The 16,194-nt window shown below is 66.2% G+C and carries 7 protein-coding genes and 2 tRNA genes; all 9 read left to right on the top strand.

The window, feature by feature from the left end; translation table 11 throughout:
• Positions 1–100: 100 nt before the first annotated feature.
• The 9 genes from dnaN to pks2 all read left to right on the top strand — a co-directional run bounded on the left by dnaN (position 101) and on the right by pks2 (position 15,988).
• Positions 101–1,300 (top strand): DNA polymerase III subunit beta, encoded by a 1,200-nt coding sequence (gene dnaN, locus AC5Y4H_RS03120; RefSeq protein WP_499978458.1) that lies wholly within the window; start codon positions 101–103, stop codon positions 1,298–1,300.
• The gene (gene recF / locus AC5Y4H_RS03115) at positions 1,301–2,452 is read left to right on the top strand and encodes a DNA replication/repair protein RecF (RefSeq protein ID WP_499978456.1); all 1,152 of its coding nucleotides are present in this window, start codon (positions 1,301–1,303) and stop codon (positions 2,450–2,452) included.
• Positions 2,449–3,006 (top strand): DUF721 family protein, encoded by a 558-nt coding sequence (locus AC5Y4H_RS03110; protein WP_499978455.1) that lies wholly within the window; start codon positions 2,449–2,451, stop codon positions 3,004–3,006. Before recF ends, AC5Y4H_RS03110 begins: the two co-directional genes overlap by 4 nt.
• A 257-nt stretch (positions 3,007–3,263) precedes the next feature.
• Positions 3,264–5,297 carry a DNA topoisomerase (ATP-hydrolyzing) subunit B gene (gyrB, locus tag AC5Y4H_RS03105; protein WP_499978453.1) on the top strand — a complete coding sequence of 678 codons (2,034 nt, stop codon included), beginning with the start codon at positions 3,264–3,266 and terminating at the stop codon, positions 5,295–5,297.
• Between the two features lie 41 nt (positions 5,298–5,338).
• Complete coding sequence (gene gyrA / locus AC5Y4H_RS03100; protein ID WP_499978451.1) at positions 5,339–7,855, top strand: DNA gyrase subunit A; 2,517 nt, start codon at positions 5,339–5,341, stop codon at positions 7,853–7,855.
• An 89-nt stretch (positions 7,856–7,944) separates the two neighbouring features.
• A complete protein-coding gene (locus tag AC5Y4H_RS03095) occupies positions 7,945–8,838 on the top strand; it encodes a DUF3566 domain-containing protein (RefSeq protein WP_499978449.1) in 894 nt (297 codons plus the stop codon).
• Positions 8,839–8,908: 70 nt separating this feature from the next.
• Positions 8,909–8,982 (top strand) — tRNA-Ile (locus tag AC5Y4H_RS03090).
• Positions 8,983–9,130: 148 nt separating this feature from the next.
• Positions 9,131–9,203, top strand: a tRNA-Ala gene (locus AC5Y4H_RS03085).
• Positions 9,204–9,601: 398 nt separating this feature from the next.
• A complete protein-coding gene (pks2, locus tag AC5Y4H_RS03080) occupies positions 9,602–15,988 on the top strand; it encodes a sulfolipid-1 biosynthesis phthioceranic/hydroxyphthioceranic acid synthase (RefSeq protein ID WP_499978448.1) in 6,387 nt (2,128 codons plus the stop codon).
• Positions 15,989–16,194: the final 206 nt, after the last annotated feature.

Here is a 16,194-nt window from a genome sequence, read left to right as displayed (position 1 = left end):
TCGTTGGCATTACCCGCCACCGGCGTTCGCGGCGGAGCCCCGTGCTAGCGGGGGGCGGCTAGCCAATGGATTCGAAACGCTGGGTAGGTGAAGGGACGCTATGGACGCGGCGACGACAACGGCTGGCCTCAGCGACTTGAAATTTCGTTTGGTTCGGGAGTCTTTCGCAGACGCGGTGTCATGGGTGGCGAAGAACCTGCCGTCCAGACCCGCCGTACCGGTGCTTTCCGGCGTGCTGCTGTCGGGGACCGATGAGGGGCTGACGATCTCCGGATTCGATTACGAGGTTTCCGCCGAAGCGCAGGTTCCAGCTGAAATAGCTTCTCCGGGAAGCGTTTTGGTGTCCGGGCGGTTGTTGTCGGACATCGTGCGGGCCCTGCCCAACAAGCCGATCGACTTCTACGTCGACGGGAATCGGGTGGCGCTGCACTGCGGAAATGCCAGGTTTTCGTTGCCGACGATGGCGGTTGAGGATTATCCGACGTTGCCGGCGCTGCCGGAAGAGACCGGGATGCTGCCCGCTGATCTGTTCGCCGAGGCGATCAGCCAGGTCGCCATTGCGGCCGGCCGTGACGACACTTTGCCGATGCTGACCGGGATCAGGGTTGAGATTTCGGGTGACACCGTGGTTTTGGCCGCCACCGACAGGTTCCGCTTGGCAGTCCGTGAGCTGACCTGGTCGGCGGCCTCACCCGACATAGAAGCCGCGGTCCTGGTCCCGGCCAAGACACTGGCCGAAGCGGCGCGGACGGGCGGTGACGGCTCCGAGGTCCGGTTGTCATTGGGTGCGGGATCGGGCGTCGGAAAAGACGGGCTGCTGGGCATCAGCGGTAACGGCAAGCGCAGCACCACGCGTCTGCTTGATGCGGAATTCCCGAAGTTCCGTCAGCTGCTGCCGGCCGAGCACACGGCGGTCGCGACCATCGACGTGGCGGAGCTGACCGAGGCCATCAAGCTCGTCGCATTGGTGGCGGATCGGGGCGCCCAGGTGCGGATGGAATTCAGCGAGGGGTCGCTGCGGCTGTCGGCGGGCGCCGATGACGTCGGCCGGGCCGAGGAAGATCTGGCGGTCGATTTTGTCGGAGAGCCGCTGACGATCGCGTTCAACCCGACGTATCTGACCGACGGGCTGGGATCCGTCCATTCGGACCGGGTATCGTTCGGTTTCACGACTCCGGGCAAACCGGCGTTGCTCCGGCCGGCATTGAGTGACGACAGCCACCCGACGGGTACCGGGCCCTACAGCGCCCTACCGACCGATTACGTCTACTTGTTGATGCCCGTCCGGTTGCCTGGCTAGGTGTACGTCCGGCATTTGGGACTGCGCGATTTCCGGTCCTGGGCACACGCCGACCTCGAGTTGCAGCCTGGTCGGACGGTCTTCATCGGATCCAATGGGTTTGGAAAGACGAATCTTCTTGAAGCCCTGTGGTATTCGAGCACCATGGGGTCGCATCGAGTGGGCACGGACGCGCCGTTGATACGCGCGGGTGCCGACCGGGCGGTGGTTTCGACGATCGTTGTCAACGAGGGTAGGGAGTGCGCGGTCGATCTGGAGATCGCGGCCGGCCGGGCGAATAAGGCGCGGCTGAACCGATCGCCGGTGCGCAGCACCCGCGAAGTCATCGGGGTCCTACGGGCGGTGTTGTTTGCTCCCGAGGATCTGGCCCTGGTGCGGGGCGACCCGTCCGACAGGCGGCGATACCTGGACGACTTGGCGACGGTGCGCCGCCCGGCGGTGGCCGCGGTGCGCTCCGACTACGACAAAGTCCTGCGGCAGCGCACGGCGCTGTTGAAATCGCTGTCCGGCGCCCGCTATCGCGGCGATCAGAGCGCGCTGGACACGCTTGACGTCTGGGACAGTCGCCTGGCCGAGCACGGCGCGCGACTGATGGCCGCCCGCCTCGATTTGGTGAATCAGTTGGCACCCGAGGTCGAAAAGGCCTATCAGCTCTTGGCCCCCGGATCACGTGCCGCTTCGATCGGCTATCGCTCCGGCCTGGGCGCCCAAGCGGATATCGCCGATGCCGACCGCGACTTCCTGGAAGCCGCCCTGCTGGCGGCTTTGTCGGCGCGCCGCGACGCGGAGCTGGAACGCGGGATGTGTCTCGTCGGGCCGCACCGCGACGACTTGGAATTGTCGCTCGGCGACCAGCCCGCTAAAGGCTTTGCGAGCCACGGGGAATCGTGGTCCTTGGCGTTGTCGCTGCGCCTGGCCGCCTACGAATTGCTGCGAACCGAAGAAAGTGAACCCGTGTTGTTGCTCGACGACGTGTTCGCCGAACTGGACGCGGCCCGTCGTCGCGCGCTGGCCACGGTGGCCGAATCGGCCGAACAGGTACTGGTCACCGCGGCGGTGCTCGAAGACATTCCGACGGGCTGGGACGCCCGGCAGATCCATGTGGATTTGCGCGACAGCGACGCCGGGCGGGTATCGGAGATGCACTCATGACGGGCATGGATGAGGATTCGCGTCCCACCGAACCGTCGAATGCCCTGAGTGGCATTGATTTGGTCCGGCGCACGCTCGAGGAAGCCCGAGCGGCCGCCCGCGCGCAGGGGAAAGACGCCGGCCGCGGCCGAGCGGCGGCCCCCGCCCCGCGACGTGTGGCGGGCCGGCGGCGCAGTTGGTCGGGACCGGGACCGGACGCGCGCGATCCCCAGCCCCTGGGCAGGCTGGCGCGCGATCTGGCGAGGAGACGTGGTTGGTCCGCGCAAGTCGCCGAGGGCACCGTGCTGGGCAACTGGGCGACCGTTGTCGGCCATCAGATCGCCGACCACGCCTCCCCGACCGCGCTGAACGACGGGGTGCTGAGCGTGGCCGCCGAATCCACGGCATGGGCCACCCAATTGCGGATGATCCAGTCGCAGTTACTGGCCAAGATCGCCGCGGCCGTCGGCAACGGGGTGGTGACGTCGCTGAAGATCACCGGACCGGCCGCGCCGTCCTGGCGCAAGGGACCGCGCCATATCGCGGGAAGGGGCCCTCGCGACACCTACGGTTAGCAAGTCGGACAACCGCCGCCGATCCCCATACCGGGGTTCGTCCACAGGCCCCTGAAATCCGCCAGGACGACGCGGACCCCCTCGACATACGTCGGGACGCGGCCAGAATAGAGAAATCGTGCGCACGGCGCGGTTAGCTGGGTAGAAACGCGGCCAGAAAATCGGTGCGGGCGGACGATCACGCTAGACTGACGGGATGCGACTGTTGCGGTGATGAGGAACCGCCCGCATGAAACCCCAAGGAGAGCATTCCGACCGTGGCTGCCCAGAAGAAGAAGGCACAAGACGAATACGGCGCTTCAGCGATCACCGTGCTCGAAGGTCTCGAGGCCGTCCGCAAACGCCCGGGCATGTACATCGGGTCCACCGGTGAGCGTGGTCTGCACCACCTCATTTGGGAGGTGGTCGACAACTCGGTCGACGAGGCGATGGCCGGCTACGCCGACAAGGTCGACGTCCGCATTCTCGACGACGGCAGCGTAGAGGTCTCCGACAACGGCCGCGGCATCCCGGTGGCGATGCACGCCACCGGCGCTCCCACCGTCGACGTCGTGATGACGCAACTACACGCCGGCGGCAAGTTCGGCGGCGAAAACAGTGGCTACAACGTCAGCGGCGGTCTGCACGGCGTCGGCGTGTCGGTGGTCAACGCACTCTCGACCCGCCTCGAGGTGGACATCGCCCGCGACGGTCATGAATGGTCGCAGTATTACGACCGTGCCGTACCCGGAACCCTCAAACAGGGCGAGGCCACCAAGCGCACCGGCACGACCATCCGATTCTGGGCCGATCCCGAAATCTTCGAGACCACCGAGTACGACTTCGAGACCGTCGCGCGCCGGCTGCAGGAGATGGCTTTCCTCAACAAGGGCTTGACGATCAACCTCACCGACGAACGGGTCAGCAACGAAGAGGTCGTCGACGAGGTCGTCAGCGACACCGCCGAAGCCCCCAAGTCCGCGGAGGAAAAAGCCGCGGAATCGACTGCGCCACATAAGGTCAAGCACCGCACCTTCCATTACCCCGGCGGGCTCGTCGACTTCGTCAAGCACATCAACCGCACCAAGAGCCCCATCCAGCAGAGCATCATCGACTTCGACGGCAAGGGTCCCGGCCACGAGGTCGAAATCGCGATGCAGTGGAACGGCGGCTACTCGGAATCGGTACACACCTTCGCCAACACCATCAACACCCACGAGGGCGGTACCCACGAGGAGGGCTTCCGCAGCGCTTTGACGACGGTGGTCAACAAGTACGCCAAGGACAAGAAGCTGCTGAAGGACAAGGACCCGAACCTCACCGGCGACGACATCCGCGAGGGCCTGGCCGCGGTGATCTCGGTCAAGGTCAGCGAACCGCAATTCGAGGGCCAGACCAAGACCAAACTGGGCAACACCGAGGTCAAGTCGTTCGTGCAGAAGGTCTGCAACGAACAACTCACCCACTGGTTCGAGGCCAACCCTGCGGACGCCAAGGTCGTGGTCAACAAGGCTGTGTCGTCGGCCCAAGCCCGCATCGCCGCGCGCAAAGCGCGAGAGTTGGTGCGCCGCAAGAGTGCCACCGACCTCGGCGGGCTGCCCGGCAAGCTGGCCGACTGCCGCTCCACCGACCCGCGCAAGTCGGAACTGTATGTGGTGGAGGGTGATTCGGCTGGCGGCTCCGCCAAGAGCGGCCGCGACTCGATGTTCCAGGCCATCCTGCCGCTGCGCGGCAAGATCATCAACGTGGAGAAGGCCCGCATCGACCGGGTTCTGAAGAACACCGAAGTCCAGGCGATCATCACCGCGCTGGGCACCGGCATCCACGACGAGTTCGACATCACCAAGCTGCGCTATCACAAGATCGTGCTGATGGCCGACGCGGACGTCGACGGCCAGCACATCTCCACGTTGTTGTTGACGCTGTTGTTCCGGTTCATGCGGCCGCTGATCGAGAACGGGCACGTGTTCCTGGCGCAGCCGCCGCTGTACAAGCTGAAGTGGCAGCGCAGCGATCCCGAATTCGCCTACTCCGATCGTGAGCGCGACGGCCTGCTGGAGGCCGGCCAGAAGGCGGGCAAGAAGATCAACAAGGACGACGGCATCCAGCGCTACAAGGGTCTCGGCGAGATGGATGCCAAGGAGCTGTGGGAAACCACGATGGACCCCACCGTCCGGGTGTTGCGGCAAGTCACCCTCGACGACGCCGCGGCCGCCGACGAGCTGTTCTCCATCCTGATGGGCGAGGACGTCGACGCGCGCCGCAGCTTTATCACCCGTAACGCCAAGGACGTTCGCTTCCTGGACGTCTGAGCGATCAGACCTGCCACCGTTGACCGACCAACGAGGAATACATGACTGACACCACGCTGCCACCAGGTGACGACTCGGTAGACCGGATCCAGCCGGTCGACATTCAGCAGGAGATGCAGCGCAGCTACATCGATTACGCGATGAGCGTCATCGTCGGCCGGGCGCTGCCCGAGGTGCGTGACGGTCTCAAGCCGGTGCACCGCCGGGTGCTCTATGCGATGTATGACTCCGGGTTCCGCCCGGACCGCAGTCACGCCAAGTCGGCGCGGTCGGTGGCCGAGACGATGGGTAACTACCACCCGCACGGCGACGCATCGATTTACGACACCCTGGTGCGAATGGCGCAGCCGTGGTCGCTGCGCTATCCGCTGGTCGACGGGCAGGGCAACTTCGGTTCGCCGGGCAACGACCCGCCAGCCGCCATGCGCTACACCGAAGCGCGGCTGACCCCGCTCGCGATGGAGATGCTTCGTGAAATCGACGAGGAGACAGTCGATTTCATCCCAAACTATGACGGTCGCGTGCAAGAGCCGACCGTGCTGCCCAGCCGCTTCCCCAACCTGCTGGCCAATGGCTCCGGCGGTATCGCGGTCGGCATGGCGACCAACATCCCCCCGCACAACCTGCGGGAGCTGGCCGAAGCCGTCTACTGGTGCCTGGACAACAACGAGGCCGACGAAGAGGCCACACTGGCCGCGGTCTGCGAGCGGGTCAAGGGCCCGGACTTTCCCACCTACGGTCTGATCGTCGGGTCGCAAGGCATCCACGACGCGTACAACACCGGACGCGGATCCATCCGGATGCGTGGAGTCGTTGAGGTGGAAGAAGATTCACGTGGTCGCACCGCGCTGGTGATCACCGAGCTGCCGTACCAGGTGAACCACGACAACTTCATCACCTCGATCGCCGAGCAGGTGCGCGACGGCAAGCTGGCCGGCATCTCGAATATCGAAGACCAGTCCAGTGACCGGGTCGGTCTGCGCATCGTGGTGGAGATCAAGCGCGACGCCGTGGCCAAGGTGGTGCTGAACAACCTCTACAAGCACACCCAGCTGCAGACCAGCTTCGGCGCGAACATGCTGTCGATCGTTGACGGGGTACCGCGCACGCTGCGGCTCGACCAGATGATCCGCTACTACGTCGCCCATCAACTCGACGTCATCGTCCGGCGCACCACCTACCGGTTGCGCAAGGCGAACGAACGCGCACACATCTTGCGCGGTCTGGTCAAAGCGCTCGATGCGCTCGACGAGGTCATCGCGCTGATCCGCGCGTCGGAGACCGTGGAGATCGCGCGCGCCGGCCTGATCGAGTTGCTGGACATCGACGAGATCCAGGCCCAGGCGATCCTGGACATGCAGCTGCGCCGGCTGGCCGCGCTGGAGCGCCAGCGCATCGTCGACGACCTGGCCAAGATCGAAGCCGAGATCGCGGACCTCGAAGACATCCTGGCCAAGCCGGAACGCCAGCGCCGGATCGTGCATGACGAGCTCGCCGAGATCGTCGACAAGCACGGCGACGAGCGTCGTACCCGGATCATCGCCGCCGACGGTGACGTCGCCGACGAGGACCTGATCGCGCGCGAAGACGTGGTCGTCACCATCACCGAGACCGGCTATGCCAAGCGGACCAAGACCGACCTGTATCGCAGCCAGAAGCGCGGCGGCAAGGGAGTCCAGGGCGCCGGGTTGAAACAGGACGACATCGTGCGGCACTTCTTTGTGTGCTCCACGCACGATTGGATTCTGTTCTTCACCACTCAGGGCCGGGTGTATCGGGCCAAGGCCTATGACCTCCCGGAGGCCTCGAGAACCGCTCGCGGGCAGCATGTCGCGAACCTGCTGGCCTTCCAGCCCGAGGAGCGGATCGCTCAGGTCATCCAGATCAAGAGCTACGAGGACGCGCCCTATCTGGTCCTGGCGACCCGCAAGGGTCTGGTCAAGAAGACCAAGCTGACCGACTTCGACTCGAACCGGTCGGGCGGGATCGTGGCGGTGAACCTGCGCGACGGTGACGAGCTGGTCGGCGCCGTGCTCTGCTCCGCCGAGGACGACCTGCTGCTGGTGTCGGCCAACGGCCAATCCATCCGGTTCTCGGCGACCGACGAAGCGCTGCGCCCGATGGGCCGCGCCACCTCCGGGGTGCAGGGCATGCGGTTCAACGCCGACGACTACCTGTTGTCACTCAACGTCGTCCGCGAAGGCACCTATCTGCTGGTGGCGACGTCGGGCGGATACGCCAAGCGGACCGCGATCGAGGAGTATCCGGTGCAGGGCCGCGGCGGCAAGGGAGTCCTGACGGTGATGTACGACCGCCGGCGTGGCAGGCTGGTTGGTGCGTTGATAGTCGATGAGGACAGCGAGCTCTACGCAATCACCTCGGGAGGCGGTGTCATCCGGACCGCAGCGGGCCAGGTTCGCAAGGCGGGACGCCAGACCAAGGGCGTGCGCCTGATGAACCTGGGTGAGGAGAACACGCTGTTGGCCATCGCCCGCAACGCCGAGGAGAACGCGGACGAAGTCGTCGAGCAAAGCGACGGTGCGGAGTCAGACAGCTAGTCGGTAGCGAGCCACTAGACTCAGCCCGACCACACATAATGTGACTGCCACCGCTTGGGCGGCCAGGGTAGGAGACCAAAGGAGTCGGGGTGACCTCACCGAACGAGCCGGGCGCCCCCAAGCAGGGGGATGGCCCCAACGGGGAAGGTTCGGTCGAACGCGCCGGTGCGCGCCACGGGGCGCCGCCCGCACAGGGCGGCCGCACCCAGGAGGGTGGGGATGGACCACCGTGGCAGCGCGGTGGCGCCCGTCCCCAGGACCCGGGCCCTCGACAGAACGAGCCCTTCACAGAGAAGCGACCTTCGGGCCCGGCCGGTGGCGTCGAAGCTCGGCTGAACCGCTTCATCTCCGGTACCGCGGCGCCGGGGACCGGTGCTCCGGCGCATGCCAAAGAGCCGGAGCCGGCCGGCACGCGCGGTGAGACTTCGCCGACCGAGGCCTACGCCAGCGAATTACCGGACCTGTCCGGCCCCGTGCCGCGCGGCCCGCACCGCAAGCCGGCCCCCGAGCGGCCTGCGGAGTCGTCGACCTCATCGGGAGGTGGACGCCCGGCCACCGCCGAAAGCCGGGAGGGCCGAGAAAATCGCGATAACCGGGTACAGGTGTCACGCCGGACGCGCGGCCCGGTGCGCGCCAGCATGCAGATCCGCCGCATTGATCCATGGAGCACGTTGAAGGTGTCGCTGCTGCTCTCGGTGGCGCTGTTCTTCGTCTGGATGATCGCCGTCGCGTTTCTGTACCTGGTGCTCGGCGGCATGGGCGTGTGGTCGAAGTTGAACAGCAACGTCGGAGACCTCCTGAACAACACCAGCGGCAGCAGCGGTGAACTGGTGTCCAGCGGCACGATTTTCGGTGGTGCCGTCCTGATCGGCCTGGTGAACATCGTGCTGCTGACCGCGGCGGCCACCATCGCCGCGTTCGTCTACAACCTGACGACCGACCTGATCGGCGGCATCGAGGTCACGTTGGCGGATCGCGACTAGCGTGGGTGCAGCGCTTTTGGGAGTAGGGCCAGGATTGCGGTAATCTCGTCGCTCGGCCGTACGCGAGTACGGGCCTATAGCTCAGGCGGTTAGAGCGCTTCGCTGATAACGAAGAGGTCGGAGGTTCGAGTCCTCCTAGGCCCACAACCATGTGCCCGTCAAGACGTTGCTTAAGACTCGCACTGCCGCTGGGACTTATCGCCGTATTGGCAGCGGTGGCGTGGTCCCGGCGCGGGGTCGAGGTCTGGCACGTGGCCGTGGATGACCAAGGTCAGCCGCTCGATCACGACGAGGGGCCTTAGCTCAGTTGGTAGAGCACCGCCTTTGCAAGGCGGGTGTCAGGGGTTCGATTCCCCTAGGCTCCACAAGCCTCAAGCGCACGCGGCCGCCCCGGTGTCCCTTCGCAAGCCCTCCCCAGATACGGTTCGCGCGGCTCACGCAGCCGAGCCTCTGCACTTCAGTTAACTCGGGTGCACTCCAATTAGTGGTCGCAGATACCGCGACGGTCCGATGGTTTTTCGCTAACATCTGTAAGCACTGAACGCATGACCAGTAAGCCGCAGCCGCCCTGAGGCGACTGACCTGCAGAAAAGCTCCAGCCCGACTACACATTCGCAATATCGGCGTCGCAGTAGGCAGCCTGACAACCGAGTGGTTACTACCCCGCGATAAGGCAGACCGCAGCGCAGCTCCGCCTTTGCTATGAGGAGGAAACGGCATTGTTCGGGCTCATCCGCACTGGGTCGGGAACTCGGGATCGGCGATGTCCACGGTCCAGATAGTCAGGGAGCCTGTCACCCCCGTCGCCGTCATCGGCATGGCGTGCCGGCTGCCCGGCGGCATCACCTCGCCGGACCAGTTGTGGGAGGCGCTGCTGCGCGGCGACGACCTGGTCACCGAAGTTCCACCGGAGCGGTGGGATGCCGACGAATACTACGACCCGCAAGCCGGCGTGCCGGGACGGTCAGTGTGTAAGTGGGGCGCATTCCTCGACGACGTCGCGGGCTTCGATGCCGAGTTCTTCGGCATCACCGAGAAAGAGGCGACCGCGATGGATCCGCAGCATCGCTTGCTGCTGGAAACCTCATGGGAAGCCATAGAGCACGGCGGCCTCACGCCGCGTGCGCTGACCGACTCGCGCACCGGCGTGTTCATGGGGTTGATGCATGACGACTATCAATTCGTCCATGCCGAGGCCAACGCGTTGGAGGGGCCATACGGATACATGGGCAACAGCTTCGCCATGGGCTCCGGGCGGATTGCCTACACGCTGGGGCTGCGCGGTCCGGCGATGACGGTGGACACCGCGTGTTCGTCCGGCCTCGCTGCGATCCACGTGGCCTGTCGCAGCTTGCATGACGACGAAAGCGACATCGCCCTGGCGGGCGGTGCGTCGGTGTCGCTCGAACCCCGTAAATCTTGTTCGGGTTCCGCCATCGGCATGCTGTCGCCGACCGGACGCTGCCACGCGTTCGACGTCGCGGCCGACGGATTCGTGGTGGGCGAAGGATGCGTCGTCCTGCTGCTCAAGCGGTTGCCGGACGCGCTCCGCGGCGGCGACCGGATCCTGGCCGTGCTACGGGGTACGGCCGCGAACCAGGACGGCCACACCGTGAATATCGTGACGCCGTCGAGGACGGCACAGGTCGAGGCCTACCGGTCGGCGTTGGCCCTTGCCGGGGTCGACGCCCGCACCATAGGCATGGTCGAGGCGCACGGCCCCGGAACTCCCGTCGGCGATCCCATCGAATACGCAAGCCTGGCAGAGGTTTACGGCCTCGACGGGCCGTGCGCGCTGGCATCGGTGAAGACGAACTTCGGGCACACCCAATCGGCCGCCGGGGCGCTGGGGTTGATGAAGGCTGTCCTCGCGCTGCAGCACGGCGTCATTCCACGCAACCTGCACTTCACCCGACTACCTGATGATCTCGCCGCGATCGAAACCAACCTCTTTGTGCCACAAGAGAATACCCGGTGGCCCGGCAACGGTCGGCGAAAGCCCCGGCGGGCGGCGGTGTCGTCGTACGGCTTCTCGGGAACCAACGTGCACGCGATCGTGGAACAAGCACCCGATACGACCGCACCCAGCCCTCCTGGAATCGACGGCCCGCTGCTGTTCGCGCTGTCGGCCACGTCTTCCACCGGACTGCGGCAGACCGCGGAGCGTCTCGCCGACTGGGCGGCCACGCGGGCGTTCGATTTCGCGCCAACGGATCTGGCGTACACGCTCGCCCGCCGGCGGGCGCACCGGCCGGTGCGGACGGCGGTCATCGCACGCAGCATCGACGAGCTGACCGAGGGTCTGCGCGCGATCGCGGCGGGCGATTTTCCCTACCAGCCCGCGGCCGGGCAGGACGATCGGGGCCCGGTGTGGCTGTTCTCCGGACAGGGGTCGCAGTGGGCGGCAATGGGCGCCGGGCTGCTCGCGACCGAACCGGTGTTCGCCGCGACCGTGGCCAAGGTAGAGCCGCTGATCGCCGAAGAGTCGCGATTCTCTGTCACCGAGGCTATTTCGGCCCCCGAGACGGTGAGCGGGATTGATCGGATTCAACCCGCGCTGTTCACCATGCAGGTCGCACTCGCGGCCACGATGAGGGCATACGGAGTTCAGCCGGGCGCGGTGATCGGGCACTCGATGGGCGAAGCCGCGGCCGCGGTGGTGGCGGGAGCGTTATCGCTGGAAGACGGCGTCCGCGTGATCTGCCGCCGATCGCGGCTGATGTCGACGATCGCCGGCTCCGGCGCGATGGCGTCGGTGGAGCTGCCCGCCGAACAAGTCCTTTTGGAACTGATGGCCCGCGGCATCGACGATGTCGTGCTGGCGGTGGTGGCCTCGCCGCACTCGTCGGTCATCGGCGGCGCCGCATCGACGGTCCGCGATCTGGTCACCGCGTGGGAGCAACGGGAAGTGCCAGCGCGCGAGATCGCGGTCGATGTGGCCTCGCACTCGCCGCTTGTCGATCCGATCCTCGGCGAGTTGGCCGGCGCGCTGGCCGAGATCGCTCCCAGGACACCGGAGTTGCCCTTCTACTCCGCGACCGCGTTCGACCCGCGTGAGCAGCCCGTGTGTGATGCCTGGTACTGGTCGGACAACTTGCGGCACATGGTTCGCTTCGCCGCGGCGGTTCAGGCGGCGTCGGAAGACGGCTTCCGGGTCTTCGCGGAGTTGGCTCCCCACCCTTTACTCACCCACGCGGTCGAGCAAACCGCCGCCAGCGTCGGCATGCCGGCGGCAGCGCTCGCCGCAATGCGCCGAGAGCAAGCGCTGCCGCACGGACTGCGCGGGTTCTTGACGGATCTGTTCGGTGCCGGTGCCGCACTGGACTTTTCGGTGATCCTGCCGGGCGGGCGGCTGGTGGACGCACCGCTGCCGGCGTGGAGTCACCGGCCGATGCTGCTGACCCGCACGGGTCCGGATCTGCGGGCACGCGGCGCCTGCACGGTTGCGGTGCACCCGTTGATGGGGGCGCATGTCCGGTTGCACGAGGAGCCGGAGCGCCACGTTTGGCAGGGCGAGGTCGGCACCGCGGCGCAGCCCTGGCTGGGCGACCACCGGGTACACAATGTCTCCGCACTCCCGGGCGCGGCCTACTGCGAGATGGCGTTGGCCGCGGCTCGCAACGTTTTTGGCGAGAGGTCCGAAGTCCGCGACATCCGCTTCGAGGCGATGCTGTTGCTGGACAACGAGACACCGGTATCGGCGGTTGCGGCGGTGACCGCGGCGGGCGCGATCGACTTTGCGGTGGAGACCCTCCAGGACGGCACGCAGGTTCGCCGGGCGACCGCGATGCTGCATGCGGGTGTGGACGAAGAGCAGCCACCGGCGTACGACATGGCCGCCCTGATCGCGGCCCACCCATGCCGGCTCGACGGGACCGAGCTGCGGAAGCAGTTCGACCGGCACGGTTTGCAATATGGTCCTGCGTTCGCCGGACTGGCTGCGGTTCACCGCTCAGACGAAACTGTCGAGACGGTGCTGGGTGAGGTGGGCCTACCCGGACCCATCCGCTCGCAACACAGCGCCTACGCGGTGCATCCCGCCTTGCTGGATGCCTGTTTCCAATCGGTCGCGGCCCATCCCGGCGCCCACATCGCAGGCAACGCCGGTCTGCTGCTGCCGCTGGGGGTGGGCCGAATCCGTGCCTACGGGTCCGCCCGCACCGCGCGCTACTGCTTTACGACGGTGACGCGGGCGGACCTGGCAGGGTTGGAGGCCGACCTCGATGTGCTCGACGAGTCCGGCACGGTCCTGCTGGCCGTGCGCGGATTGCAGCTGGGGACCGGGGCGACCGAGAGCGTAAACCGCGATCGCGTGCTGAACGAGCGGCTGCTGACCGTCGAGTGGAAGCAGCGCACATTGCCGGACGTGGAACACATCGCCCCGGGAACGTCCTTGCTGATCAGCATTTCCGCCGGCGCCGGCGCGATGGCGACACGACTGGCCGACACATTGAAGCTCGAGGGCGCCCGATGCGCGACCATGACCTGGCCGGAGCATGCCGATCACGGGGCGAACACCGAAGCGCTCCGCATCCATCTTGCCGAGCAGATCAGCGGAGTCGTCATACTGACCGGCCCCCAAAACGGCAACCCGGAGGAAAGGTGGGACCGGCTCGGCGAGGACCATGTGCGTCACCTGGTGCGAATTATCCGCGAGATCACGGACATTGACGAAGAACCCCCCCGCCTTTACGTCGTGACACAGAAGGCACAGAGCGTGTTGCCGGGCGACGTGGTGAACCTCGAGCTATCCGGGCTGCGCGGCCTGTTGCGCACGATCGGCACTGAATATCCGCATCTGCGCGCCACCCAGATCGACATGGAGGAGGACAGCGGGGCCGAGCAGCTGGCACGGCAACTGCTAGGCGACGCGGAGGAGGACGAGACAGCCTGGCGGAACGGCCAGTGGTATACGGCACGGCTGAGCCCCGCACCGCTACGCCCCGAGGAGCGGCGAACCACCGAGGTGAATAACCAGCGCGATGGCCTGCGCATGCGGATCCGCGCGCCAGGCGACTTGGAAACGATGGAAGCTGCTGCGTTGCAACGCGTTCCGCCGGAGCGGGGCGAGATTGAAGTCAGGGTGAGCGCGTCCGGCGTCAATTTCGCGGACGTCCTCTTGGCCCGCGGACGATATCCCAGTCTCGACGAAGACGCACCCCGGCTCGGCATGGATTTTGCCGGCGTGGTGACCGCCGTCGGTCCCGGCGTGACCACCCACCGTGTGGGTGACCGTGTCGGCGGGTTCTGCACAAACGGTTGCTGGGCCACGTTCGTCACCTGTGACGCCCGCCTGGCCGTGGAGCTGCCGCCGGGCCTCACCGAGGCCCAGGCTGCAGCGGTGACCACCCCGCATGCCATCGCGTGGTATGCGCTGCACGATCAGGCCAGGATCGCCACCGGTGACCGGGTGTTGATCCACTCCGCCACGGGCAGCGTGGGACGGGCGGCGATCGCGATCGCGCGCGCCGCGGGAGCCGAGATTTTCGCCACCGCAGGCAGCAAGGAGCGCCGGAAATTACTGCATGGCATGGGCATTCAGCGCGTTTACGACTCCCGCAGCACCGATTTCGCCGACCAGATCCGCCGGGACACCGACGGTGGCGGGGTGGACATCGTGGTCAACTCCCTGGCCGGCGCCGCCCAGCGTGCCGGGCTAGAACTGCTGTCCATCGGCGGACGATTTGTGGAGATCGGTAAGCGGGACGTCTACGCCAACACCCGGCTTGGCCTGTTCCCGTTCCATCGCAATCTCACGTTTCACTACGTCGACCTGGGACTGATGTCGCACAGCCATCCACAGCGCGTGGGTGACCTGCTGAGCACGGTGTACCGGCATGTCGCAGACGGCGAGTTGCCGTTACCGGAGATCAGCCACTATCCGCTCGGTGATGCCGCCAGCGCTGTCCGAGCGATCAGCGCGGCAGAGCAGACGGGCAAGGTAGTGCTCGACGTGCCCCAGTCCGGACAAACCAACGTGGTGGTACCGCCCGAGCAGGCCCGGCCCTTCCGCCAAGACGGCTCCTACATCGTCACCGGCGGGCTGGGTGGCATAGGACTCTTTCTCGCCGAGAAAATGGCCGAGGGTGGCTGTGGCCGCATAGTGCTCAGCTCCCGTTCTGAGCCCAATTCCAAGGCGCTGGAAACGATCGAGCTCATTCGGGCGATGGGCACCGACATCGCGGTTGAATGCGGTGACATCACCGACGTCGACACAGCGCCGCGTCTGGTGAGGGCGGCGACCGCCACCGGGCTTCCGTTGCGCGGCATACTGCACGCCGCCGCGGTCTTCGAAAACGCGATGCTGGCCAATATGACCGACGAGCTCATCAGCCGCAACTGGGCCCCAAAGGTTCACGGCGCGTGGAACTTACACCAAGCGACCGCCACCCTTGCCTTGGATTGGTTCTGTTTGTTCTCCTCGGCCGTAGGGCTGCTGGGTTCGCCCGGGCAAGGGGCGTACGCCGCCGCCAATGGTTGGCTGGACGCATTCGCGCGCTGGCGCCGAAGTCAGGGCCTACCCGCCACTGGGATCGGATGGGCGTTGTGGACCGAGGTGGGCCGCGCGGCCGAAGTCCAAGCCGAGGCCGGCGAACAAACGACCCCCGGCCGCGATGGCGAAGGCACCGCCCTCGCGCATTGGCGTGATACCGCTTTCACCGCAGACGACGGCGCCTATGCGTTCCAGGCTCTGTTGCGCCACGGCCGCCCGTACTCCGGGTATGCAACGTTGGCGGGAACGCCGTGGTTCGCCGCCTACGCCCAACGCAGCCGGTTCGCTGAACTGTTCCGGTCCAGCGACCAAAGCGCCTCGGACGCGGGCGAACTGTTGAACGAGTTGTACGGGCTGCCATCGGAGGAATGGCCCGTCCGACTGCGTCGAATAATCTCCGACGCGGTCAGCCTGATTCTGCGCCGCACCATCGATCCTGACCACCCCCTCTCCGAATATGGCCTCGACTCCATGGGCAACCTCGAGCTGCGCACCCGCATCGAGTCCGAAACGGGCATTCGCGTTACCACCAATGACATCACCACCATTCAGGGCCTGGCCGGCCTCTTGTGCGAAAGGCTCGCTCCCTCAAATGGTCTCGGCACCGTGGAGATAGGCCATGGCGTCCAAGCGTCAGCCGAGCCGCAACTGGACTGAAGGAGGGATGTGTGTTCATAGGTGCGGGGCCAGCGCGCGGGCTGTTCGTGGGGACAGTCCATGACTGGGCACCAGAGGCGGGCAGGATCGTTCTTTGGCAGGCCTCGCCCGCCGCGCTGGCTAAGGCCCGGCAAGCTCCGATAAGTGAGGTACCGCTTAGCGCAATGCAAGACGCGCACCTTCGCGGCTTTTCCCGTTACGCGGCC

It is taken from the genome of Mycobacterium sp. NGS58 (genome assembly GCF_059812385.1).
This window is presented reverse-complemented; position numbering and strand designations above follow the sequence as displayed.